Below are 22,519 nucleotides of genomic sequence, written 5' to 3' on the forward strand. Positions count from 1 at the left end.
GCCGACCCGTCAAACTCCGCGCGGACAAGGCGTACTTCTCTGCCGAACACCTGGCCTGGCTGCGCGAGCGCGGGATCGTCGCGCGCATCGCGCGGCCCGGCATCGAGTCCGGCGAACACCTCGGTCGGCACCGCTGGAAGATCGAACGGTCGATCGCTTGACTCTTCGGCTACCGCCGCCTCACCGTCCGATACGAACGAAAGGGCTCGCGCTTCCTCGCCTTCCTCGGCTCCTCGGCCTGGCCGCCGCCCTGACCTGCTACAAGAAGCCCGCGAAACTTGCCACGTGAGACCCCCTCTAAGTAGGACCTGGAACACGCCTACCTGATGCACCGCGCTGCTGTCGGTAGCCCCTGGCGTGCACTGGTAACTGCGGCGAATGCGCAGGCCAGGACGATGGCAGCGGCCGCATCGCCGGACAGCGTTCCCTCAGCAACGGAGTGCACGTGAGCAGTTTTTCTCGCTACACACGCAGGTACGGGCGGAACAGCCCGCTGGCGCCGTCGGGTTTGAGCCTGAACCCGCACGCTTCCAGGAGCTGGTCGGCCTGTTTCTCGGGGTAGAGGCGATAGCCAAGGCGTTGGCGCGCCACCACGGTGTTCTCCCGCATGACGAGGTAGTCCTTGGTGAAGCGGCCGTCTCCGTCGGGATGGACATCCTGGGCGTACACCAGCCCGTCGGGCAGTGGTCGCCGGTAAGACCGGTGAGCTTCCTGGACGGCCAGGAGTAGGACGCCTCCGGGGCGGAGGGCGGCGGCGAGGTTCTCCAGGCCCTTGACGTTCTCGGCCTCGTCGACGAGGTGGCTGCCCAGCCAGGTGCGGCCCTGATCGTGAACGCAATACCAAATGCCGCCGACGGAGTAGGCGACGTCGAAACCGTGCGGCGGCGCTGCGTCCACGATGTCCTGCTCGATGAGCCGCACTCGGCCGCCGAGCCTGATCCGCGCCCGGGCCAGCATGCTCTCGGTGTGGTCGATGCCCGTGATCTGCAGTCCGGGCGGCTCGCGCTCCAGCAACCGTTCGCACACCAGCCCCGTGCCGACGCCGAGTTCCAGGAGGTCCGTGTGCTCGCCGATGCGGCTCAGTAGATCCTCTGCGTAAGCGTCGTAGTCGTAGTACCCCGAGGTCATGATGAGGTCGTAGTGGTCTGCGAGCCCAGCGTACGAATTGGCCACCTGCGGCACCGTAGCCGGAGCAGCACCTCGTCGGTAGGGGACAGGAGCGACGCGGGCACGCCGGTACCGGGCCTCGGCGTGTCCCGCTGATGGCTCATGCACCACCGCAGACTCGCCCGCCGACCACGAAGCCCACCCACACCGCACCGAACTCATGATCCACCTCGTCTACAGCGCAGTGGCACATGGGTGATGCGAGGCATGCGGTGGCGTGGCGCGGAGGTGTGTGGTGGAACGGGTAGCGGCATGACTCTCACCAGAACCGTGTGGTGCCACGGCGGCCTGCGGCTCGCCGCGATCTGTGGTGCGGCGCTGTCCTTGGCCGCTTCGGTAGCCGCTGCCGATGCCGGTCCTTTCAACCCGGCCCCGTCGACGGGAGAGCGGGGAGTGTTGCGCGAGCGGATCGTCGATGTGAACGTCGGTGACTATGCGTGGCTGTGCGCAGCCGACGGATTCGGCAAGGCGAAGGAGCACACGCTTGAGTTCTTCCCCGGGGTGAAGATCACCATCGTGCAGGACGGCCGTGAGCGGGAAGAGAACACGGTGACCTGGACCGGACATGTGAAGGACGAACCAGAGGCGGGCGCGGTGATCTCCGCGAGTCACGTATGCCCTCCCACCACGGGACGGCCGCCGACCGTCGATGCCCTGATCGATCTGCAGACGCGGGCCTACCACATCACGACCCTGCCGGGGCAGCCGCCGCGGTTGCGGATCACCGAGGAGGATCCGAACACCCGGCGCCGTCCGGAACCCGACAACGCCCATCTGGACGCCTCCACTGTCCGCAAGTTGCACGACTCGCTTCGTGGGCGTGCCCCGGTGTCCCCGGCCAATCCGGCGGTGATCGACGTTCTGGCCGGATACACCCCGCCCGCCGTGCGGCGCGTCGGTGGTCAGCAGGCGATGCTGGCACGTCTGCGGCTCGCGGAGTCGTACATGAACCAAGCCTTGGCCGACAGCAACGTCGCGGCCAGCATCGACATCGTCGCAAGCTACAACACCGGCTACCAGGGTGAGCAGACGGCCGCCGTCATGCTCGACAAGCTCTCCGACTCCGAGGACCCGCAGCTGGGCGCGAAGGCACATGGCTTTCGCGAGCAGCTGGGCGTCGATCTGGTCACTGTCGTCAACAACGTCCTCGTCGGCTCCTCCGGGCAGGGCAGCCTGCCCACAGGCGGCGTATTGCACAGTGAGCTGGCCTATTCCGTCGTCGACGTCCAGTCGTTGGTCGATTGGTACAACCTCGGTCACGAAATCGGCCACAACCTGGGCCTGTTCCACGACCGCGCCACCCTCGACCAACAGGCCCCCGGCAGATACGAGCAGATGCTCAACCGCCCCTACGGCACCGGCTGGATCACCCCGCGCCGTGACTACCACACGCTGATGGCCTATGCGGTTTCGTGCGGCGGGCCGTGCAGGCCGGTCAACCAGTACTCCAACACCGAGAACACCGTCGACGGCCAGCCCTTGGGCGATGCCTCCAACAACAATGCGGCCCTGGCCCGCCTGACCACCCCCGTCGTCGCCGACTACCGCACCCTGACGATGCGCCGTCCCCGCCACGCCCTCACCCTTGAGCCGAGTGCGCACGGCACGATCCGCCCCGCCGTGTACGGCCCCTACGCTCCGGGCACCACCGTCGCCATCACCGCCAAGCCCGCAGAGGGCTACCGCGTGGCCGCGTGGATTGCCAACGGCGTGCGCCACGACATCACAGACGACCACGTGACCGTGACGATGAACCGCCCTTACACCGTCAGCGCGGTCTTCACCCGCGACTGAGTGACTGCTTGAGAACTTGCATGCGCCATGCCGAGCGCTCGGTCAGGGGCGCGACGGTTTGTCGAGCGCCGCAAGGAGCCAGCCGGGTGGCTGCGGCGCCGGCTCGCCCCGGGCGGCCAGGAGCGCGGTCCGGGTGCCCCACTCCAGCCATGCGGCGAAGACGGCCCGTACCTCGGGGGCGTCGGGAAACCCGCTGTCATCGGCGCTGGCCATCATCTGCTGTACGTACCGTCGGCGCTGGACTTCGGTCAGTTCCCGTCCGTGGTGCGCGGCGCACAGCGCCCCCAGACCCGCGGGATCGCCCTCGCCTCCGAAGGCGCCGACGAAGAACTCGGTCACCGGCACCAGATGATCGGCGTCAGCGAAGAGAGGCCCGAGGATGTCGTCACGGATGATGCGCTCGTGCATCGCCGCGACCAGCCGGTAGAAACCCTCGCGCCCGCCCGCCAGTTCGTACAGACCGTGCCTGATCTCCGGAGCGAATGCCCCCGATGTGTCTGCCATGGCGCCTCCTGGTCTCGAGACTTGCCACCATCCTCGGCAGGATCCGGAGCACCGCAGCGGCGCATGCAGGCGCGCACGGAAGCACGCAGGGCTCCCTGAGGTCAGCCCTTCATGCCCGTGATCAGAGATCCCGGCCCGGCCGTTTCCGCGGAGGTGTAGAAATCCTCGACGGCCCGCTGCCACTCCTCGACCGTCAGCTGTCCGTCCCCGTCCCTGTCCACGAGGGCGACACGGACCCTGACCGAGGGCCGCACCAGATCGGCGATCTCTCCCCGCTGCCGGGCGAGCATCAGCGCGCCGACGAACGCCTCCTCGGTCAGCTGCCCGTGCTGCCGGACGAGAGCCCGGCGGGTGCACTCCACCTGCGAACGCGGCCTGGCAGAACGGCCGTTGACCGGCAGGACACTGGAGGTTTCCCCATCGGCTGAGTTCCCGACAAAGCGGGGACTGGGAACACAGGTGGAGGGGAAGGCTGGTCGGCGAAAGCGGCCCGACGCAAGCAGAAGCGACGTAAGCCGAACCGACGCGGGGCAGGACACGGGGGAGCACCATGGCCGCGACTGCATCGACGCGGGCAGCGCGCAGGGCGCGACGGGTGCGTACGCGTCGGCCGGGAGCGGGCATGGCGGTGGCGGCCTTGGCTGCACTGACCGTGATCGGCTGCGGCGGTTCCGGCCAGGACGATCGGCCGTCCGCGCGCCGTGACTCCTCGGCGACATCCCGTCCCGCGGAGTCTTCGGGGAACTCGTCCGCCGAACCCACGGCTTCGGCGACACCCTCGCCATCAGCGGCGGACGGCCGTGACATCGAAGCCTGCGCGGACGGCAACTGTGAGGTTGCGGTGTCCGACCCCGTGGTGGTCCGTTTCAAGGGCCCGGCCGGTCGGACGACGCTCTCCGTGACCGAAGTCGGTCCGAACAAGGTCGCGTACTCGGTGAAGTCCGACAGTGGTCGGTCCAAAGGCGGTGCGAGCGGTCCGGGGCAGGGCTGCATCACTGTTCTTCGGAGCAGCGGCAGCAGCAACTCGTGCGGGGGACTGGGCGACGCCCGGCCGAGTGCTCAGCCCGGCGCCGTCGTGATCCAGGCGGCGATCGGGGAAGACGGCACGGCAATCCTGTACGTCGTGTCGGACTGAGCCTGCCCGGCGACCGGACAGGGGTGGTGCTCAGGTATGGGCACCCCGCGCCGACACCCGCCAGCGGTCGATCACCTCGCCGTCCCGGACGACCAGCAGCTCATCGGCAGGCGCACAACGGCGTGGTGCTCCCACAGCCCGGTGATCGTTCCCTGCGGGAAGCGGGGCAGGTAGCCGTGGCCCGTCACCCAGGGCGACCGGTCGGGGGCGGGGACGCTGTTCACCGTGGCCGCGGCGGCCAACGCCAGGTCCTCCACCCCGCAGGTGCCGATGGCCAGTTGGGTGGCGTCGTTGAAGACGTAGACACCTGGCCGCAGCTCGTTGACCGCGCCCGGCCGCCACTGGCCCACCGTCGGAGTCGACCCGCCGCTGACCACCTGGACGTCGAGCCCGAGGTCGCGCAGTGCCTGCGCGGCCTCGCCGAGGGCGTGCTCCTCGTCCCGTGCGGCGCGCACGCGTGCCTGCGCGTCGTGGCCGTAACCGTGTCCCGGGAAGGTGAAAACGCCGACAATGTTCAGTCCCGCGTCGACTGCCGCCTTCCCCACCTCGTCAGCGGCGTGCGGCAGCACTCCGGTCCGGTGGCTGCCGCTGTCGACCTCGATGAGCACCTCGACCGGCCGGGCGCTGCCCCGCACGGCGTCCGCCAGCCGCCGCAGCCGCTGCGCCTTTTCGGCGTCGAGCCACACGGGGTAGGCGATGAACAGGTCGTCCACGCCGCTGCGGGCGAATGCCTCGGCCTCACTGATCGTGGCCACCGAAAGGCCGCGAGCGCCCGCCCGAAGCTGGCGGTCGGCGATCTGCGCGCACTTGTGGCTCTTGGCGTGCGGACGCAGAGCGAACCCTTGGGATCGCGAAGCCTCCGCCATCCGCGAGATGTTTCTGTCCAGAACGTCCGGGTCGATCATGAGCGCGGGCGTGGCCAGTCCGCCGGGCAGTGATATCGCCATCTCTTGCCTCCCACCATGGAACACGTCGAGATGATCATGGCAGGCCCCCGGACGGGACTGCAGGGCCGTCGTCCCAAGCCGGGCGCGGCTCAGCACGTCGAAAACACGCTGCGATTCCCCCGAGATGTCTAGCCACCGCCGACGGCCGCCGCCCCCGCCTGGAACGTCTTGCGGTACGCCTGCGGTGACACCCCGATGGCCGCCTGCAAGTGCTGTCGCAGCGACGTTCCGGTGGCGAAGCCGACCTCTGCCGCGATCCGGTCGACGGCGAGATCGCTGGACTCCAGGAGGTGGCGGGCCCGGTGCACCCGCTGCTGGATCAGCCACCGGCCGGGACTCGTGCCCGTCTCCTCCTGGAAACGGCGCGCGAAGGTGCGCGGGCTCATCCGGGCGTGCGCGGCCAACTCCCGCAGGGCGAGCGGCCGGTCGAGGTGTTCGAGGGCCCAGGCGCGGGTCGCGGCAGTGCCGTTGGCTCCCTCGTCCGGCACCGGCTGCTCGATGTACTGGGCCTGGCCGCCCTCCCGCCAGGGCGGTACGACACAGTGCCGGGCGACCCGGTTGGCGACCGCGCTGCCGTGGTCGGAGCGGACCATGTGCAGGCACACGTCGATGCCGGACGCGGCGCCCGCCGAAGTGAGCACGTCGCCGTCGTCGACGAACAGCACGTCCGGATCCAGGTCGACCTGGGGGAACATCCGCCGGAAGAGATCCGCGAGCGACCAGTGCGTCGTCGCGGGCCGCCCGTCGAGCAGGCCGGCCGCGGCGAGCGTGAACGCCCCCGTGCAGATGGACACCAACCGGGTGCCCGGCCGGATCCGGGCGAGCGCCTCGCGGACCGGCTCCGACAGCTCGGCGGTGATGTGCCGCAGGTCGAAGGGCGGTACGACCACCGTGTCCGCGGTCTCCAGCGCCTCGGGGCCGTGCTCGACGGTGATGCTGAAGTCGGCGTTGGTGGCCAGGGTGCGGTCGTCCGTCGCCGCGCAGGTCACCACCTCGTACGCCCCGGGGACCAGCGGGAAGACACGGTTCGGGATGCCCAGCTCAAAGGGGTAGACGCCGTCCAGCGCGAGGACGGCCACGCGGTGCGGGCGCGCGGCGAGGAATTCCATCGAAGCCATGGCACGATCCTATCGCTTAATGGCTATCTTGCCATTGTCCAGGTCAGGCCCTTGCCGCAGGCTGGATCCATGACTCAGAACACCGCTTCTCAGCAGGCAGAGCAGACCCGGCCGACCCAGCCCACCGAGCCGACCATGAAGGCCATCAGTCAGGACGTCCTCGGCGACCCCGGCGTACTGAAGGAGATCGACATCGCGCGCCCGAAGCCCGGTGTCGGCCAGATCCTCGTCGCCGTGCACGCGGCGGGCGTGAACCCGACCGACTGGAAGCACCGCAGGTTCGGCTACTTCCTGGGCGAGCCGCCGTTCACGCTCGGCTGGGACGTGTCGGGCGTCGTCGAGGCGGTCGGCATGGGCGTCTCGCTGTTCAAGCCGGGTGACGAGGTGTTCGGCATGCTGCCGTACCCCTACGGGGCCGGTTCGCACGCCGAGTACGTGACCGGACCCACCCGGGCTTTCGTGCCTAAGCCCGCAGGGCTGAGCCACGTCGAGGCGGGCGCGCTGCCGCTGGTCGCGCTGACCGCCTGGCAGGCCCTCGTCGACAACGCCCATGTGGAGGCGGGGCAGCGGGTCTTGGTGCATGCGGCGGCCGGTGGCGTGGGCCATGTCGCGGTGCAGATCGCCAAGGCGCGCGGCGCGTACGTCATCGGCACGGCTTCCGCCGCCAAGCACGAATTCGTACGCGGCCTGGGCGCGGACGAGGTCATCGACTACCGCACCGCCGACTTCGTGAAGGAGGCCCGCGACATCGACGTGGTCCTCGACCCGCTGGGCGGCGAGGACCGGCTGCGCTCCCTGGAGGTGCTGCGACCGGGCGGCATCCTGGTGTCGATCCTGCCGGGCAACTTCGGCGACGTGATCGAGCGCGCCGGCGAGCTCGGCGTGCGGGCCACGGACATGCTGGTGGAGCACGACCAGGCGGGCATGGCGGCGATCGTGGCCCTCGTCGAGTCCGGGCAGCTGCGGGGCCACGTCTCGGGCACGTATCCGCTCGCCGATGCGGCCAAGGCCCACGAAGAGGGCGAGACGGGCCGCGTCACGGGGAAGCTGGTGCTCACGGTCCGCGCGTAGGCGCACCCGAGCACGTTCTGAGTGGTTCATGCGGTGACGACGGGAGGGGCGCAGGCGCGCGCCTGCGCCCCCTTCCTGGCGAACGAGTTGAAGTCGTGGACGGGGTACCGCTTGGATCCTCAGGTCCACGGGCCATACTGGTCGGGCCCCGATCACCCACAGAACGACTCCATGGCCAAGAACAGCAACTCTTCGACCACCGCCCCCGACACCGCGTGGCTGGGGCGCGGGCGCCACCTCGGGCCCGAGCCCGAGCAGGACGTCCGGCGCAACCTGATCGCCCTCAAGGCGGCCGGGGTGCTCGACGACTTCCTGGACCTCGACCCCGTCGAGGCGGCCCGCTCCACGGTCCTGCACCCGCGGGACGAGTCCGCCGACCCCGGCCCGTCGGCCCGCCGCCTCTTCGAGGCCCGCTGGCGCGTGGCCGACGACGTCACGGTGCGCGCACAGCTGACCACGTACGACCCCGAGGCCCGGCGCAAGGACGGCGAGGGCGTCACCTGGGTCATCGCCGCCGAGGCGGAGCGGGCGTGGGACGCGCGCTGGCCCTCGCCCGCCACCATGTTCTGGCCCGACAGCGACCAGGTCGCCTGGGACCACGACACGGTGCCGGGCCTGCGGCTGCGGACGACGAACCACCTGCCGAAGGACGACGACGAGCTGCGCCGTCGGCTGCGGGACTGCACGCGGCAGAGCTGGTACATCCACATCGTGGTGCACGAGGCGATGACGCCGGACGCGAAGGGGCAGCGGCCGATCGCGGAGTTCCTGCCGCCGAGCCTGCGGCACCGGGTGGTCGAGCACCGGGGCACGCCGGAGCAGGCGCAGATCGCCGACTTCGCGATGAAGCGGGAGCTGAGCGTGCGGATGCCGCGCGGCGGCGCCGTCGTCCTGCCCGCGGCACCGCACGGACCGGATTACGACGCGGAGCGTTTCACGGTGCGCAGCGTCTTCCTCGACGGCTCGGAACCGACCGAACTCCTCGACAGGATCAAGGAGTTCGCCGTGCTGCCGCGGCCGCTGCCCGCCGAGGCCGAGCAGGCCCTGACGCGGCTGCGCCAGGGCTGGCATCTGCTCACCCCGGAAGAGGAGCTGGTCCACGCCCAGTCCATGGTCACCAGGTACGCCGAAGAGCTCGATGCCATGACGAAATCCCGTGACCTGTACCAGGAGGCGGCCGAGACGGCGCACGCCGCGCTGGCCGAGGTGACCGGTGGCGACGGAGTACCCAGGCCGCTCGCACCGGGCCTCGCCAAGGCGGACGGCTCACCGCTGAGCTCCCTCACGAAGGCGTTCGGGCGCTTCCGGGGTTCGAGCAAGTAGGGCGCGACGCCGAGGGGGATGGGGCGCGACCGTCACGGCGCGTCCAGATCCACCTCGAGATCGTCCGCCTCCGTCCAGAAGCCGTCGTCCGCGTCCTGGAGACGGGACGCGGCGTGCTTCAGGTGACGGCGCACGGCGGTGCGCGCCGCCCGCGCGTCGCCGGACTCGACGGCCGCCAGGATCGCGTGGTGCTCGACCCGGACCGCCTCGATGAAGTCGTCCCGCCGCGCCTCGTTGGCCCGTGTGACGCGGATGCCGCTGCGCAGCACCTCTCCGAGGTACCGCACGGTCGAGACCATCACCGCGTTGCCGGTCGACTCGGCGATCGACTGGTGGAACGCCAGGTCCTCGTCCACGCCGTCGCCGCCCGCCGCGACCGCCTCGTCGATCGCGGTCAGGGACTGCCGCATCCGCTCGACGTCCTGCGGCGTTGCACGGGTGGCGGCGAGCGAGGCTGCCTCGCCCTCCATGGCGCGGCGGACCTCCACGATCTGCAGCACCTTGGCCTTGGTGCCGGAGTCACCGGCCTCGGTCTCCGCCTCGAGGTCGAGCGGCCGGGTGCGCCGGGGCATGACGAACACGCCCCGGCCCTGGCGCGGTTCGACCAGGCCCGCGTTCCGCAGCCGCGAAACGGCCTCGCGGATCACGGTGCGGCTGACGCCGAGCTGCTTGACCAACTCGACCTCGGTCGGCAGCTTGTCGCCCTCGCCAAGGCGGCCGGACTCGATCTCCTCCGCGAGGATCGCGGCGACCCTGTCCGCGAGCCGTACGGGACCACTCACCTTGGAGAACATGCTCGTCAGTCTATCCGTCAGGCCCCGATCGCCCCTGGCGCGGGCAGCGAACCTGCCGCCACCGCGTCGGGGTGGTCCTCGGCGTACGCCCGTACGACCGACTCGAAGTTCTCGTCGGGCTTGAGGCCGAGCGCCGAGGCACGCGTGTTGTCGAAGGCGGCGGGCCACGAGCCGACGATGGCCTCGACGGCAGGGTCGGGTGTCACCGTCACCAGATCGGCGACGGCGTCACCGGCCACCCGGCGCAGCGTGGCGAGCATCTCGGCGACCGTGACCGTGAGCGCGGGCAGGTTGACCGGAAGCCCGCCGTCGAGCTGCCCGGGGCCGCTGCCCCGCTCGGCCTCGGCGATGCGGAGGATGCCGTCGACGGTGCGCCGCGGTGAGGCCAGGGCGACCCGCAGTTCGGGGCCGACCGGGCAGGTCGCGGGGAGGCCGGAGAGGGGTTCGCGGATGATGCCCGAGAGGAAGCCGGAGGCGGCCGCGTTCGGCTTGCCCGGCCGCACCGAGACCGTCATCAGGCGCGCCACACGTCCGTCGAGGAAGCCCCTGCGGGTGTACTCGGCGACCAGCATCTCGCAGACGCGCTTCTGCGTTCCGTAGCTCGACTGCGGTGTGGGCAGCGTCGATTCGCCGACCACGGGCGGCAGCGGCAGCGCGGGGTCGGAGCCGTAAACCGCGACGCTGCTGGAGAACACCACCCGGGGCGTCGGCCCGCCGGCCGCCGACTGTGCGCGGGCGGCGTCGAGCAGGGCGCGGGTGGTGTCCAGGTTGGCGCTCATGCCGAGGTCGAAGTCGGTCTCGCACTCGGCCGAGACCGCGGAGGCCAGGTGGATCAGGGCGTCCACCGGATGCGCGAAGATCTCGTCGAGGCGCTCGCGCAGGTCGCCCTGTACGACGTCCACCAGGGGGTCGGCGGCCAGGGGTGACCCGGCAGGCACGAACCGGTCGGCGAGCACCAGGCGGTCCACGGGCGCACCGCACAGGGTCCGCCGCTTCAGCAACGCCTCGGCGACCTGCTGCCCCAGGAAGCCGAAGCCACCGGTGATGACGATCCTCATGCGCGTTCTCCTCGGTTGTTCTTGAGCCGGCCGTAGTTCTTGAGCCAGCCGAGCCCCTCGCTCGTACCGGCGCGGGGGCGGTATTCGCAGCCGATCCACCCCTCGAAGCCCAGCTCGTCGACGACGTCGAACAGATACCGGATGTCGAGTTCGCCCTGGTCGGGCTCGTGGCGGTCGGGCACGCCCGCGATCTGCAGATGGGCGACGCGGCCGGTGGGAAGGTCCCGGCGCAGCGTGGTGGTGAGGTCGCCCTCGACGATCTGGCAGTGGTACAGGTCGAGCTGCACCTTGAGGTTCGGGGCGCCGACCTCCTGCACGATCGCGTGTGCCTCGGCCTGCCGGTGCAGGAAGTAGCCCGGCATGTCACGGCCGTTGATCGGCTCGATCAGTACGTCGACATCCACGGCGGCGGCCCGCTGCGCCGCCCAGGCCAGGTCGGCCAGGTACGTGGCGCGGTGCTCGGCGAGCTGCGCGGGCGGCGCGTCCGCCGGCCGGAGACCGGCCATCACGTGCACCTGGCCGCAGCCGAGCGCGTCGGCGTATTCGAGCGCCCGGTCGATGCCGGAGCGGAACTCGGCCTCGCGTCCCGGCAGCGAGGCGATGCCCCGCTCCCCGGACTCCCAGTCGCCGGGGGGCGCGTTGAACAGCACCTGCCGCAGGCCGTGGTCGTCGAGTCGGCGGCGCAGCTCGGCGGGCTCGTGGTCGTACGGGAAGAGGTACTCGACGGCGTCGAAGCCGTCCGCCGACGCCGCGGCGAAGCGGTCGAGGAAGTCGTGCTCGGTGTACATCATGGACAGGTTCGCGGCGAACCTCGGCATGTTTGCTCCTGTGGTCGGGCCGGGGCCAGGGCGGCCGGGGCCGGTCCCGGTCATCGGTTGACGACGTCCTTCTTGGTGGTGAGCACTGCGGCGGCGCCGATGACCAGGCTGAGGGCCAGGACGTACATCGGGATGGAAGTCGAGCCTGTGGCGTCCTTGAGCCCGCCGATCATGTACGGGCTGACGAAGCCGGCCAGGTTGCCCACCGAGTTGATCAGGGCGAGCCCGGCCGCCGCGGCGGTGCCGCCGAGGAACGCGGTGGGCAGCGACCAGAACAGCGGGGCACAGGTCAGTACGCCGGCCGCGGCGAAGGACAGGGCGATCAGGGACAGCACGGTGGATCCGCTCCACCCTGCGGCGAGGGAGAAGCCGACGGCGCCCATGAGGCTGGGTATGACCAGGTGCCAGCGGCGCTCGCGGCGCCTGTCCGCGGAGCGCCCGAAGAGGTTCATTGCGATCAGCGCGGCCAGGAACGGCACGGCGCTGAGCACGCCGATGGTGAAGTTGTCGTCGATGCCGGTCGACTTGACGAAGGTGGGCATCCAGAAGGTCAGCGCGTACTGGCCCATCACGAAGCAGAAGTAGATGAGGCACATCAGCCACACCTTGGGGTCACGGAATCCGTCCCAGACCCGGCTGTGCTTCTGGTGCGCGGTGTCCTTGGCGATCGCCGCCTCGACGATGTCCTTCTCCTCGTCGGAGAGCCACTTGGCGCTGCGCACGTTGTTGTCGAGGCAGAACATCGTGGCGACACCGATGAGGAGCGCGGGTATTGCCTCGAGCAGGAACATCCACTGCCATCCCTGCCAGCCGTTGACCCCGTGGAAGCGGTCCATGATCCAGCCGGAGAGCGGGTTGCCGAAGATGCCGGCCACGGGGATCGCCGACATGAACATCGCGATCACACGGGCCCTGCGGTGGGACGGGAACCAGTAGGTGCAGTAGAGGATCACACCCGGGTAGAACCCGGCCTCGGCGGCTCCGAGCAGGAATCGGAGCACGTAGAACATCGTCTCGTTGGTGACGAGCGAGAACGCGGCCGAGACCAGACCCCAGGTGATCATGATCCGGGCGATCCACGTGCGGGCTCCGACGCGCTGCAGCATCAGGTTCGAGGGGACCTCGAAGAGGAAGTAGCCGATGAAGAACAGACCGGCGCCGAGGCCGTACGCCGCCTCGCTCAGGCCCAGGTCGTCGGACATCTGCAGCTTCGCGAAGCCGACGTTGACGCGGTCGAGGTAGGAGAAGACGTAGCAGAGGATCAAGAAGGGGACGATACGGAGAACGACCTTGCGGAATACGGTGTTCTCGCGGGCGAGGTCGGGGGCCTCGGCCGTCGCGGTGGACGTGGACATGCGGAATCCTTACTGCGGCTCAGGGGATTCTCCGACGGGCGGTGCGCGATCACCAATAGGGCGATCACCAAGAAGGCGATCACCAAGGGGCGCTGAACGCGGCCTTGAGTTCGTCGAGAGCGGGGACGGGGAGCGGCTCGGGGCGACGGTCGGTCAGGAGCCAGAGGCGTGCCGTTTCCTCGAGTTCTTCGAGCACGGCGAGAGCGGATGCGGCGTCGGGGCCCCAGACCACGGGGCCCAGACGGTCGAGCAGTACGGCCCTGATCGGTGTGCGCCGCGCGGCGCGATCAGCGATGTGGCCGGCCACCAGGTCGGCCACGCGGGGATCGCCGGGCCGGTGGTAGGGGATGAGCGGGACGTGCCCGACCTTCATGACGTAGTACGGCGTGAGGGGCGGAAGCACGTCGTCCTGACTCCACACGCCGGCCAGGGTGAGCGCGACGAGATGCGTGGAGTGGGTGTGGATGACGAACCGTGCCGTGGGGTCGGCGGCACAGATGCGCCGGTGCAGGGCGAGGGTCTTGCTGGCGCGGTCGCCCGCGCTCTGCTCGCCCGCGGCGTCGACCAGGGCGAGACGCTCGGGGTCGAGGAAGCCGAGGGCGGCGTCGGTGGGCGTGATCAGGTGGGAGTCGCCGGCCTTCGCGCTGATGTTGCCGGCGCTGGCATGGACGTACCCACGGGCGAACAGGCTGGTGCCCACCCGGACGATCTCGGCGCGGGCCTCGTCCACAGCGGGGCAGGGGAGCCGGCTCATGCGGTCTCCCCGTCGAGGCGGGCGTCCTGGTCCAGGTGGGCGAAGGACGCGGTGAAGAAGCCGGGGCCGCCGAAGTTGCCGGACTTCAGCGTGATGTGGAGCGTCTCCCTGTCCGGCAGGTCCGCCGCGCACCACGGCACGCCGGGGTCGATCTGCGGCCCGATGCGCAGGCCCGTGAGCCCCAGCGCCTGGACGACGGCGCCCGAGGTCTCGCCGCCGGCGACGACGAGCTGACGGACACCGAGATCCACGAGGCCCCGGGCGACGCGGGCCAGGGTCTGCTCGACGAGCTCACCGGCCTCGGCGACGCCGAGTCGTCCCTGGACGTTCTTGACCGCGTCGGGAGCTTCGGTGGAGTACACGAGGACCGGCCCGTCGGCCAGGTGCGAGGCGGCGAAGGCCAGGGCCTGGCCTGCCACGTCCTCGCCCGCCGCGATCCGCAGCGGGTCGACGTTGAACGCGGGGCGGCCGCCGCGCAGGAACTCCAGGACCTGACCGTTGGTGGCGGCGGACACCGACCCGGAGACGATGGCCCGGTGGCCGCCGGGCGGGGGCAGCTGGGCGGCGGCGGGGGAGGGCTCGAACCCCCAGTTCGCGGGCAGGCCGATCGCAAGCCCCGAACCGGCGGTCACCAGCGGCAGCTCCTTGACCGCCGCACCGAGGCGTACGAGATCGTCATGGGAGACGGCATCGACGATCGCCGCGCCGACACCCTCCTCGCGCAGCTCGTCGACGCGCTCCCGGATCGCCTCGGCACCGGCGGCGACCACGGTGTGGTCGATGAGGCCGACGGGCCGCGCGGTCTGCGCGCCGAGCACGGACACCAGGTTGGAGTCGGTCATCGGCGTCAGCGGGTGATGCCGCATACCGCTCTCGCTGAGCAGTACGTCGCCGACGAAGAGATGCCCCTTGAAGACGGTGCGCCCGTTGTCGGGGAAAGCCGGCGTCGCGATCGTGAAGTCGGTGTCCAGGGCGTCCATGAGGGCCTCGGTGACGGGCCCGATATTGCCGGCCCGCGTCGAGTCGAAGGTCGAGCAGTACTTGAAGTAGATCTGCTCCGCGCCCGCGGACCGCAGCCAGTCCAGGGCCCGCAGCGAGGCCTCGACGGCGTCGGGCGCCGGGGTGGTCCGCGACTTGAGCGCGATGACGACGGCGTCCGCGTCGACCGGGCCCTCGGTGTCGTCCTGCGGCACGTCGATCAGCTGGACCACGCGCATGCCCGCGCGTACGAGGTTGTTGGCGAGGTCGGTGGCGCCGGTGAAGTCGTCGGCGATGCAGCCGAGTCGGATTCCCATGGGTCAGACCTCTTCCTGCTCATGCTCGGTCTGCTCGGGCAGCTCGATCCCCGGGAAGATCTTGATCACCGCGCTGTCGTCCTCGCCGCCGAGACCGGAGGCGGACGCCTGGAGGAACATCTGGTGGGCGGTGGCGGCCAGCGGCAGCGGGAACTTCTCCGGCCGGGCTGCGTCGAGCACGAGCCCCAGGTCCTTGACGAAGATGTCGACCGCGGACAGCGGCGTGTAGTCCCCGGCGAGCACGTGCGCCATGCGGTTCTCGAACATCCACGAGTTGCCCGCGCTGTGCGTGATGACCTTGTAGAGCGCATCGGCGGGCACGCCCGCCTTGATGCCCAGGGCCATCGCCTCGGCAGCGGCGGCGATGTGCACGCCCGCGAGAAGCTGGTTGACGATCTTGACCTTGGAGCCGGTTCCGGCCTCGTCGCCCAGGCGGTAGACCGTGCTGCTCATGGCATCGAGCACCGGGTCGGCGATCGCGTACGCGGTGGGGGCGCCCGACGTCATCATGGTCAGCTCGCCGTTCGCGGCCCGTGCGGCGCCACCCGATATGGGGGCGTCCAGGTAGAGCACGCCGCGCTCGGCGAGGCGCTTCTCCAGCGCGGCGGACCAGTTGGGGTCGGCCGTGGAGCACATGACGTAGACGGAGCCCGGACGCAGCCGCTCGGCCGCGCCATCGGCGTCGAAGAGGACCGACTCGACCTGCGCCGCGTTGACCACGACACCGACCAGGACGTCGACCGCGGCCGCCAGTTCACCGGCGGAGGCATGGGCGGTCCCGCCGTCCTCGGCGAAGGCCTCCGCCACCTCGGGTCGCAGATCGTGGACACCCACGTCGAAGCCCGCGTTGCGCAGGCTGCGTGCCATGCCGAGCCCCATGGCCCCGAGGCCCACCACGCCGACGCGCGGTCGTGCCGGCCTGTCCTGGTCGTTCATGCCCATCCTCGTCTCGCTGTGCCGGGGTGCGGGCCCGGCTCTCAAATCCGTGCGGCGATCGGGTCATATGATGACCTGCGGACAGGGAAACTAGAACTGTGATGCCGGTCACATGGCCTGGAGTCGGGCGGCGGCCGCTCGCGGCGAGGTGGTGGCCGCGGCACACGAAAGGCGCCCGACGGGAGGGATTCCCCCGTCGGACGCCTTCTGCTGATCTGGCCTCAAGTGACCGCCCGCAGAGCCTCTTGACGCTACGACGACTCTGCGGGCCGGGTGAGCTCGTGGGCCGAGCCGCTCACGGCCTGACCGGCACCGTCCACTTCTGATGGGAGCCGCCGTTGCAGTCCCAGATGACGAGCCGGGTGCCGTCCGAGGTGTCGCCGCCGGGGATGTCGAGGCAGCGGTTGGCGGCGGGATTGCGCAGGGCGCCGTTCTCGTGGCGCCACTGCTGGTTGGCGCCGCCGTTGCAGGTCCACATGATCGCCGGGGTGCCGTTGGCGTGCGCCCCGTCCTTGACGTCCAGGCACAGGCCCTGACCCATCAGGTGCAGGGCGCCGTCCTTGCCGAGCACCCAGGCCTGGTTGGTGCCGCCGGTGGGGCCGTAGACGATGGCCGGGTCGCCGCTGACGTTCCGCGAGCCGTCGACGACCTTGCCGCCGAGGCCGGTGATCGGGCCGCGCACCGAATTGCCGACGGCATTGGTCTGCAGGGTGCCGCCGGACACCTGCTCGACCCGGGTGTAGTCGGCGCAGGTCGCGCTCGTACGCATCGAGGAGACGCTCGCGGTCACCGCCCCGTCGTCGCCCACCGGCAGGCCGAACTTCGCCTGGGAGTACGGCTGGTCGTCGCAGGAGGCCTTCGGGTTGTTCCACTCGAAGTACTCGGTCCAGTCGACCATGCCGTTCGGTGAGATCTGCGTCGACCCGGCACGGATGCTGCCCAGCTTGAAGGAGGCGCCGGTGGTCTCGTTGGTGACCGTCACGCCGAACCAGCGGTCTCCCTCGTGCGCCACCCGCGTAAGGAGGGTGTGCCCCTCCTTCCAGTCGGTCTTCAACCGGCAGCTCTTGCCCACGCCTTCGCCGCCGAAGTCGATGCAGTAGCTGTCGCCGGTGCCGGGCTTCGCCTCCGTCGCGTCCCACAGCGAGAAGAGGAAAGTGCGGGTCTGGCCAGGACCGTTGGACTGCATCCCGGTGTAGGCGCCGCTGCCGGCGGTGAAGCCGAACTGGTGGCTCCAGAAGATGTTGGAGGCGGGCCCCGCGTCCTTGGTGACGGTCGTGCGGAAGGTGACGCTGTTCAGCCCCCCTGTGCCGGAGGGGAAGTAGTAATTCGTGTACGAGCGCGTGCCCGTTGTCTACGGGCAGGGGTGGTTGTCGCCATCGTCAGAGCTCCTTCCGGAGGAGGGGTGGCGACAAGGAGAGTGCCGGTGCTGAGTCGCGCCGCCCATGGACGGGTGCGTACCGGCACTTGGACTTACGGGTGGCTCAGGCGCCCCGGGTGTTGTACCAACGCCACTCGGTGAGCCGTGGCCGATCCGGCAGGTCGACACGGCCGGTCGCCCACAACAGGGTTTCCCAGGCGTCGGCGCCGATGGCGACGTGGGGGAAGAGCCGCTTCAGGACCCGGGTGCACAACTCCCTCGGCGGCGACCACTCCAGGCTCAGCCCTTGAGCGATGTCATGCGTATGCACGAGGGTCTCGACAACTCCCATGGCGGCAAAGCCTTCTGGGCCTGTGGGCCCGAAGACGTGGAAGGCGACGGTGCTGGAGGGCGCGGTGCGCAGGACGGACGTCAACAGGCCACCGCACGCCTCCACGACGCTCAACAGGCCCTCGGGCCCCGAGGCCCGCTGCACGAAGAAGACATTCGCGGGCCCACCGCTCCGGTCGCTGTTCGTCCGGAACGGCAGCACCGTGGACGTCGGCGGCTCCGCGAGCCCGAACCGCGCGGCGTAGGTGAACAGGTCATCGGCGAGATGCTCCAGCGTCTCCCAGCACGTCCAGTCGAGTGTGCCCGCCTTGGCCTCCCAGGCCTGGGGATCCGCGTTCCTCAGGGTCTTGACGGCCAGAGTGACGACCTGACGTACGTCGTCCGCGTCGATGGCGGAGTCTGAAGTGGCTGACGTAGCTGACGTGTCTGCGCTGTGCATGCGGCGGATCGTAACAACGGCGGGTCGCCCGAATTCTCGGCCTACCCGCGACCGCCGGGCTCGGCCCCGAATGTCTCGTCGCAGTTCTCCTCCACCGTCTCCGCGAAGGCCCTGGCCAGTGGGGACAGCGCGTCCCAGCGGCGTACCGCCCAGCCGGTCCACAGTGTGGGGAGTTCGGGGATCGGGATCAGGCGCAGGCCGGGGTGGGCGGGGCCGTGCCAGCCGGGGAGGTCGGGGACGACCGCGTGGCCGAGGCCGAGTTCGGCCAGCAGGATGGCCGTGTCCCAGTCGGCGACGCTCGTGTCGGACGTCGTCCGGACGCCGCACTGGGCCAGCCAGGCGTCGAGGCGGGAGCGTGAAGTGGCGTTCTCCGGCAGGCCGATCAGCCGGATGTCCGCGAGGTCGGCCATCTCGATACGGGACTTGGCGGCCAGCGGGTCGTCGGCGGTGACGGCCAGGACCCAGGGCAGTTCGACGACGGGGCGCTGCTCGATGCCGCGCACGGGTTCCCCGAGCGTGATCCAGGCCAGGTCGAGGCCGCCCGCGAGCAGGGCTTCGAAGCAGCTGCGGCTGGAGTGCGCCGTCTGGAACTCCAGGCTGACGTCCGGGTAGTGGTGGCGGAAGGCGACCACGGCGGACGACATGAAGTGGCGCACGGTGGTGGCGCCGGTGGTGACACGGACCGAGCCCGATTCGCCGCGCACCAGCTCGCGCAGCCGTAGCAGGGCGTGGTCGATGTCGCCGAGACCGCCGGCCACCGCGGTGTGCAGGAGGTGTCCGGCCGCGGTGGGTGTGACACCGCGGGGGCGGCGCTCCAGCAGGGTGATGCCGGTCTCCCGCTCCAGTCGCTTGATGTGCTGGCTCACCGCCGACTGTGTGCAGGACAGGTCGCGGGCCACGGCACTGAGGCTGCCCGTGCGGCATACGGCGGCGAAGACGCGGAGGTCGTCGAGGGTCATGGAGGGTGAAGCTACAGCTTGGGGATGTGCAAGGAAACCCGAGGATTGACTTGGCTGTTGCCCCGGCGGGATGATCTTTGGCGGGCCCAGGGCGGCAACCCGGGTGGGCCCGGGCGTAGTTCCGGACAGCGCTCGGTCCCTCCCGGGTGCCGACCCTCCATCACGTAACTGATCACTTCCAACACCCAGTACCTGGCCATCCCTTCCCCGGAGCCTGCGCGCCCCGGTGCCGGACGGTGCCCGGAAAGGCGAGCAGTGCACGCACTCGAAACAGTGGCCCTGGCGGCCGCGGCCGTCGCGGCGGGCGGCATCAACGCCGTCGTCGGCTCAGGCACCCTGATCACCTTCCCCACCCTTCTCGCCTGCGGCCTTCCGCCCGTCCTTGCCAACGTCTCCAACACCATCGGCCTGGTGCCAGGTGTGATCACCGCCGCGTACGGCTACCGCCGCGAGCTGAAGGGGCAGTTGCCCAGGCTGCTGCGGTGGGGCGCCGCCGCTCTCGTCGGAGGGCTGATCGGAGCGGCACTCTTGCTGCTCCTGCCCGATGGGACGTTCCAGTCCGTGGTGCCGGTGCTGATCCTGCTGGCCTGCGTCCTCGTCCTGTTCCAGCCGCGCCTGAACCGGTGGCTGCGGCAGCGCCCCGGCCACGACGGAGCGGACCGCCAGGCACCCGTGCTGCTCGGGGTGTTGGGAACGGGGGTCTACGGCGGCTACTTCGGCGCCGCCCAGGGCGTCCTGCTCATGGGCCTGTTCGGCACCTTCGTCCGGGACGACCTGCAGCGGCTCAACGCCGCCAAGAACGTGCTGGCCGCCATCGTCAACGGCGTCGCGGCGATCGTCTTCATCGCGGTGACGGACGTCGACTGGACGGCGGCCGGCGTGATCGCCCTGGGCTCCACTGTGGGCGGACTACTGGGCGCCCGAGTCGGCCGCCGCCTGTCGCCGAACGTCCTGCGCGGAGTGATCGTCGCGGTCGGCGTGATCGCGTCCGTCGCGGTCATCGCGTAGTAACTGGCGTGAGCCCGGGCCCAGTTCGTCGACCTAGTCAGGCCTAGTCAGGAATGACAGCTACCGCGTCGATCTCCACGAGCGCGCCCGGGCGAGCGTGTCCCGCGGTGGAGACAACCGTGATGGCCGTGCGGTGATCGCCCCACACTGATCGCGACGCCGCGTATCCGACCTGTGCGTCGACCCCGTTGACGAGATAGATGTTGAGCTTGGCGACGTGCTCGGGGCCGGTGCCTGCGGCAGCAAGTACGGTCAGTACGTTGCGCATTGCCTGAGCGGTCTGCGCCTCAATGCCGTCGAGCAGGCTTCCGGTGCTTTCGGTGCCGAGCTGGCCGCCGACATGGAGCATCCGGGCAGCGGGTGTGATCACGCCCTGGGTGAAGGCAGGGTTGTGGTGGAGCTCTTCAGGGTCGATGTGTGTCGTCTTCGCGGTCATGAGCTTCTCCTGACGGGTGCCTGGATTCGTGTGCAGGTAGAGGTCGCGCAGCAGGCAGACCTCGGACAGGTGGTGGATCAGCTCGTCGAGTTGGGTTTCGAGCTGGTCGAGCGCCGTCTTCGCGCTGCCGGCGTACTCCCAGGTTTCGTACGAGGCTGCCGGCGCGCCGAAGCGTGCCGTGTTGCGCGCGGCGACCGGTTCACATCGAGTTCGTTTGCGTCCATGGAGCCACCGTGACACCAGAGGCGGACAGGATCGGTCCGCCATCTCTGGCAACGTGGTGCGCCATGAACGTGGCAAGCGGTGACGGGCGCGATACGACGGAGCGGGTACTCACTCTGCTCGGGCTGCTCCAGCAGCGGCAGACTTGGAGCGGCCCCGAGCTCGCCGAGCGGCTCGGGGTCACGACGCGCACGGTACGGCGCGATGTCGAGCGGCTGCGGACCCTCGGCTATCCGGTGCATGCGGGTCAGGGCGTCGGCGGCGGCTACCGACTCGGCCCGGGGCAGGACCTGCCGCCGCTCCTTCTCGACGACCAGGAGGCGATCGCCACCGCGGTCTCGCTGCTCGCCGGTGCGGGTGGCGCGGTCGCCGGTGCCGGGGACGCCGCACTCCGGGCGCTGACCAAGCTCGATCAGGTGCTGCCCGGCCGGCTGCGGCACGAGGTGCGCGCGCTGTCCGGCTCGGTGGAGTCCTTCGACGGAGGCCGCACGCCGGTCGACCCCGAGGTCCTCATGACGTTGGCCAGGGCCTGTCGCGACGAGGTCGAGGCCGGTTTCGACTATCCGTCCGGGGGTGAGGTCCGGCGGCGGCGTACCGAGCCCTACCGCCTGGTCGCCTCCGATCGGCGCTGGTACCTCCTCGCCTACGACCTCGATCGCGACGACTGGCGCACTTTCCGCGTCGACCGGATGACCGAGGCGGTCGCCCGGACCTGGCGCTTCAGCCCGCGCGCGGCGCCCGACGCGGCGGCGTACGTGCAGGAAGGCGTGGCGAGCCGGGTCTACCCGCGGCGGGCGCGCTTCCTCGTGCACGCGTCGGCCGACACGGTGCGCGCGCAGATTCCGGCGTCGGCGGCCGTCGTGCGGCAGAGAGGGAGGGAGCGCTGCGAGGTGCTCAGTGGCGCCGCCGGTCTCGACGCCGTACTCATGCATGTACTCCTGCTGGGGCACGACTTCGAGGTGCTTGACCCTCCGGAGCTCGGGAGGCGCTGCCGCGTGCTGGCGGAGAGGTTGATGGCCGCAGGTGCGACGGCCTCACCGGCGCCGGACATGCAGGAGCCGTGAGGCGTGCAGGAGCCATGAACCGCAGCTCCGTCCTCGTTACGTTCGGCCGCCTTCGGCGAGGTGGTTGCGCCGGGCCTCGCGGTCGAAGATGCCGAGGATCTCCGCGGGGCCGCCGATGGCGCCCACGGCGTGCGGAAGCATGGTCGGGAACTCCGCCGCCTGCCGCTCCTCGACCCTCAACCGGCGCTCGCCCAGCAGGAGTTCGACCGTTCCGGACAGCACCGTGAACCACTCCCGGCCGGGGTGGGCCTTCAGCGCGGTGGGGCCCCGCGGGGGCGGGTCGGTCAGGCGCATCCGGGCGACCGTGACGCCGGGTTCGCCGCGCAGCGTCCAGTGGGTCTGGGAGCGGGACCGGTGGTAGGTGGGGTTCGAGACGACGTCTTCGGCGTCGGTCTCGACGAGCTGGTCGAGCGACGTGCTCAGGGCGCGGGCGATCGCGGTGAGCTGGTCGAGGGCGATCCTGCGGTGCCCGGTCTCGATCCGGCTGAGGGTCGAAGGGCTGAGATGGCTGCGGCCGGCCAGGTCGTCGAGCGACCAGCCGTGCGCGGCCCGCAAGGCCCGGATCCGCTTGCGCACGAGGCTGTCCAGATCAGTACCTTCTTGCGTCATGGGCA

Annotated in this window: 23 protein-coding genes; 6 read left to right on the forward strand and 17 right to left on the reverse strand. The window is 70.4% G+C overall.

Annotated features, from left to right (window positions below; translation table 11 throughout):
• Positions 1 to 462: 462 nt before the first annotated feature.
• Positions 463 to 1,173 carry a class I SAM-dependent methyltransferase gene (locus tag AB0O76_RS28260; protein WP_365496664.1) on the reverse strand — a complete coding sequence of 237 codons (711 nt, stop codon included), beginning with the start codon at positions 1,171 to 1,173 and terminating at the stop codon, positions 463 to 465.
• A 246-nt stretch (positions 1,174 to 1,419) separates the two neighbouring features.
• Between AB0O76_RS28260 and AB0O76_RS28265 the strand changes: the two genes are divergently transcribed.
• A complete protein-coding gene (locus AB0O76_RS28265; RefSeq protein ID WP_365496666.1) occupies positions 1,420 to 2,961 on the forward strand; it encodes a M12 family metallo-peptidase in 1,542 nt (513 codons plus the stop codon).
• A gap of 42 nt (positions 2,962 to 3,003) precedes the next feature.
• Here AB0O76_RS28265 and AB0O76_RS28270 read toward each other — a convergent pair whose 3' ends face one another.
• A complete protein-coding gene (locus tag AB0O76_RS28270) occupies positions 3,004 to 3,465 on the reverse strand; it encodes an oxidoreductase (RefSeq protein WP_365496668.1) in 462 nt (153 codons plus the stop codon).
• A 101-nt stretch (positions 3,466 to 3,566) separates the two neighbouring features.
• Entirely contained in the window at positions 3,567 to 3,827 is a 261-nt protein-coding gene (locus tag AB0O76_RS28275; protein WP_365496670.1) for an EF-hand domain-containing protein, read from the reverse strand.
• 266 nt (positions 3,828 to 4,093) lie between these two features.
• On the opposite strand from AB0O76_RS28275, the gene AB0O76_RS28280 reads away from it, so the two are divergent.
• Positions 4,094 to 4,600 carry a hypothetical protein gene (locus tag AB0O76_RS28280; RefSeq protein ID WP_365496741.1) on the forward strand — a complete coding sequence of 169 codons (507 nt, stop codon included), beginning with the start codon at positions 4,094 to 4,096 and terminating at the stop codon, positions 4,598 to 4,600.
• 71 nt (positions 4,601 to 4,671) lie between these two features.
• Here AB0O76_RS28280 and AB0O76_RS28285 read toward each other — a convergent pair whose 3' ends face one another.
• On the reverse strand, positions 4,672 to 5,547 hold the full coding sequence (locus AB0O76_RS28285; RefSeq protein ID WP_365496672.1) for an alanine racemase: 876 nt from the start codon (positions 5,545 to 5,547) through the stop codon (positions 4,672 to 4,674).
• Positions 5,548 to 5,675: 128 nt separating this feature from the next.
• Positions 5,676 to 6,665 carry a helix-turn-helix domain-containing protein gene (locus AB0O76_RS28290; RefSeq protein WP_365496673.1) on the reverse strand — a complete coding sequence of 330 codons (990 nt, stop codon included), beginning with the start codon at positions 6,663 to 6,665 and terminating at the stop codon, positions 5,676 to 5,678.
• A 69-nt stretch (positions 6,666 to 6,734) separates the two neighbouring features.
• Between AB0O76_RS28290 and AB0O76_RS28295 the strand changes: the two genes are divergently transcribed.
• Positions 6,735 to 7,736, forward strand: a complete 1,002-nt coding sequence (locus tag AB0O76_RS28295) for an NADP-dependent oxidoreductase (RefSeq protein WP_365496675.1) — start codon at positions 6,735 to 6,737, stop codon at positions 7,734 to 7,736.
• Between the two features lie 171 nt (positions 7,737 to 7,907).
• Positions 7,908 to 9,059, forward strand: a complete 1,152-nt coding sequence (locus AB0O76_RS28300) for a hypothetical protein (RefSeq protein WP_365496677.1) — start codon at positions 7,908 to 7,910, stop codon at positions 9,057 to 9,059.
• Between the two features lie 32 nt (positions 9,060 to 9,091).
• Here AB0O76_RS28300 and AB0O76_RS28305 read toward each other — a convergent pair whose 3' ends face one another.
• The 10 genes from AB0O76_RS28305 to AB0O76_RS28350 all read right to left on the reverse strand — a co-directional run bounded on the left by AB0O76_RS28305 (position 9,092) and on the right by AB0O76_RS28350 (position 19,175).
• A complete protein-coding gene (locus AB0O76_RS28305; RefSeq protein WP_365496679.1) occupies positions 9,092 to 9,853 on the reverse strand; it encodes a FadR/GntR family transcriptional regulator in 762 nt (253 codons plus the stop codon).
• Between the two features lie 17 nt (positions 9,854 to 9,870).
• Positions 9,871 to 10,911, reverse strand: coding sequence for a D-erythronate dehydrogenase (denD, locus tag AB0O76_RS28310; protein ID WP_365496681.1), 1,041 nt, complete (start codon positions 10,909 to 10,911; stop codon positions 9,871 to 9,873).
• On the reverse strand, positions 10,908 to 11,729 hold the full coding sequence (gene otnI, locus AB0O76_RS28315) for a 2-oxo-tetronate isomerase (protein ID WP_365496683.1): 822 nt from the start codon (positions 11,727 to 11,729) through the stop codon (positions 10,908 to 10,910). The genes denD and otnI overlap by 4 nt, the downstream gene beginning before the upstream one ends.
• Before the next feature lie 50 nt (positions 11,730 to 11,779).
• Positions 11,780 to 13,084 (reverse strand): MFS transporter, encoded by a 1,305-nt coding sequence (locus AB0O76_RS28320; protein ID WP_365496685.1) that lies wholly within the window; start codon positions 13,082 to 13,084, stop codon positions 11,780 to 11,782.
• A 79-nt stretch (positions 13,085 to 13,163) separates the two neighbouring features.
• Positions 13,164 to 13,838, reverse strand: a complete 675-nt coding sequence (locus tag AB0O76_RS28325) for an aldolase (RefSeq protein WP_365496687.1) — start codon at positions 13,836 to 13,838, stop codon at positions 13,164 to 13,166.
• Positions 13,835 to 15,133 carry a 3-oxo-tetronate kinase gene (gene otnK / locus AB0O76_RS28330; protein ID WP_365496689.1) on the reverse strand — a complete coding sequence of 433 codons (1,299 nt, stop codon included), beginning with the start codon at positions 15,131 to 15,133 and terminating at the stop codon, positions 13,835 to 13,837. Before otnK ends, AB0O76_RS28325 begins: the two co-directional genes overlap by 4 nt.
• Before the next feature lie 3 nt (positions 15,134 to 15,136).
• Positions 15,137 to 16,069 (reverse strand): L-threonate dehydrogenase, encoded by a 933-nt coding sequence (gene ltnD, locus AB0O76_RS28335; RefSeq protein WP_365496691.1) that lies wholly within the window; start codon positions 16,067 to 16,069, stop codon positions 15,137 to 15,139.
• Positions 16,070 to 16,364: 295 nt separating this feature from the next.
• Entirely contained in the window at positions 16,365 to 17,255 is an 891-nt protein-coding gene (locus AB0O76_RS28340) for an RICIN domain-containing protein (protein WP_365496693.1), read from the reverse strand.
• A 295-nt stretch (positions 17,256 to 17,550) separates the two neighbouring features.
• The gene (locus AB0O76_RS28345; RefSeq protein WP_365496695.1) at positions 17,551 to 18,216 is read right to left on the reverse strand and encodes a maleylpyruvate isomerase N-terminal domain-containing protein; all 666 of its coding nucleotides are present in this window, start codon (positions 18,214 to 18,216) and stop codon (positions 17,551 to 17,553) included.
• A 41-nt stretch (positions 18,217 to 18,257) separates the two neighbouring features.
• Positions 18,258 to 19,175 carry a LysR family transcriptional regulator gene (locus tag AB0O76_RS28350; RefSeq protein WP_365496697.1) on the reverse strand — a complete coding sequence of 306 codons (918 nt, stop codon included), beginning with the start codon at positions 19,173 to 19,175 and terminating at the stop codon, positions 18,258 to 18,260.
• A gap of 255 nt (positions 19,176 to 19,430) precedes the next feature.
• Here AB0O76_RS28350 and AB0O76_RS28355 point away from each other — a divergent pair, with 255 nt between their 5' ends.
• Positions 19,431 to 20,183: a sulfite exporter TauE/SafE family protein gene (locus AB0O76_RS28355; RefSeq protein WP_365496699.1), complete on the forward strand. Its 753-nt coding sequence runs from the start codon at positions 19,431 to 19,433 to the stop codon at positions 20,181 to 20,183.
• 43 nt (positions 20,184 to 20,226) lie between these two features.
• On the opposite strand, the gene AB0O76_RS28360 is transcribed toward AB0O76_RS28355, so the two are convergent.
• A complete protein-coding gene (locus AB0O76_RS28360; RefSeq protein ID WP_365496701.1) occupies positions 20,227 to 20,886 on the reverse strand; it encodes a RidA family protein in 660 nt (219 codons plus the stop codon).
• 20 nt (positions 20,887 to 20,906) lie between these two features.
• Here AB0O76_RS28360 and AB0O76_RS28365 point away from each other — a divergent pair, with 20 nt between their 5' ends.
• Positions 20,907 to 21,905: a YafY family protein gene (locus tag AB0O76_RS28365; RefSeq protein WP_365496703.1), complete on the forward strand. Its 999-nt coding sequence runs from the start codon at positions 20,907 to 20,909 to the stop codon at positions 21,903 to 21,905.
• A 36-nt stretch (positions 21,906 to 21,941) separates the two neighbouring features.
• Here AB0O76_RS28365 and AB0O76_RS28370 read toward each other — a convergent pair whose 3' ends face one another.
• Entirely contained in the window at positions 21,942 to 22,514 is a 573-nt protein-coding gene (locus AB0O76_RS28370; RefSeq protein WP_365496705.1) for a helix-turn-helix transcriptional regulator, read from the reverse strand.
• Positions 22,515 to 22,519: the final 5 nt, after the last annotated feature.

The organism is Streptomyces sp. NPDC086554 (genome assembly GCF_040686095.1).
GTDB lineage: Bacteria > Actinomycetota > Actinomycetes > Streptomycetales > Streptomycetaceae > Streptomyces.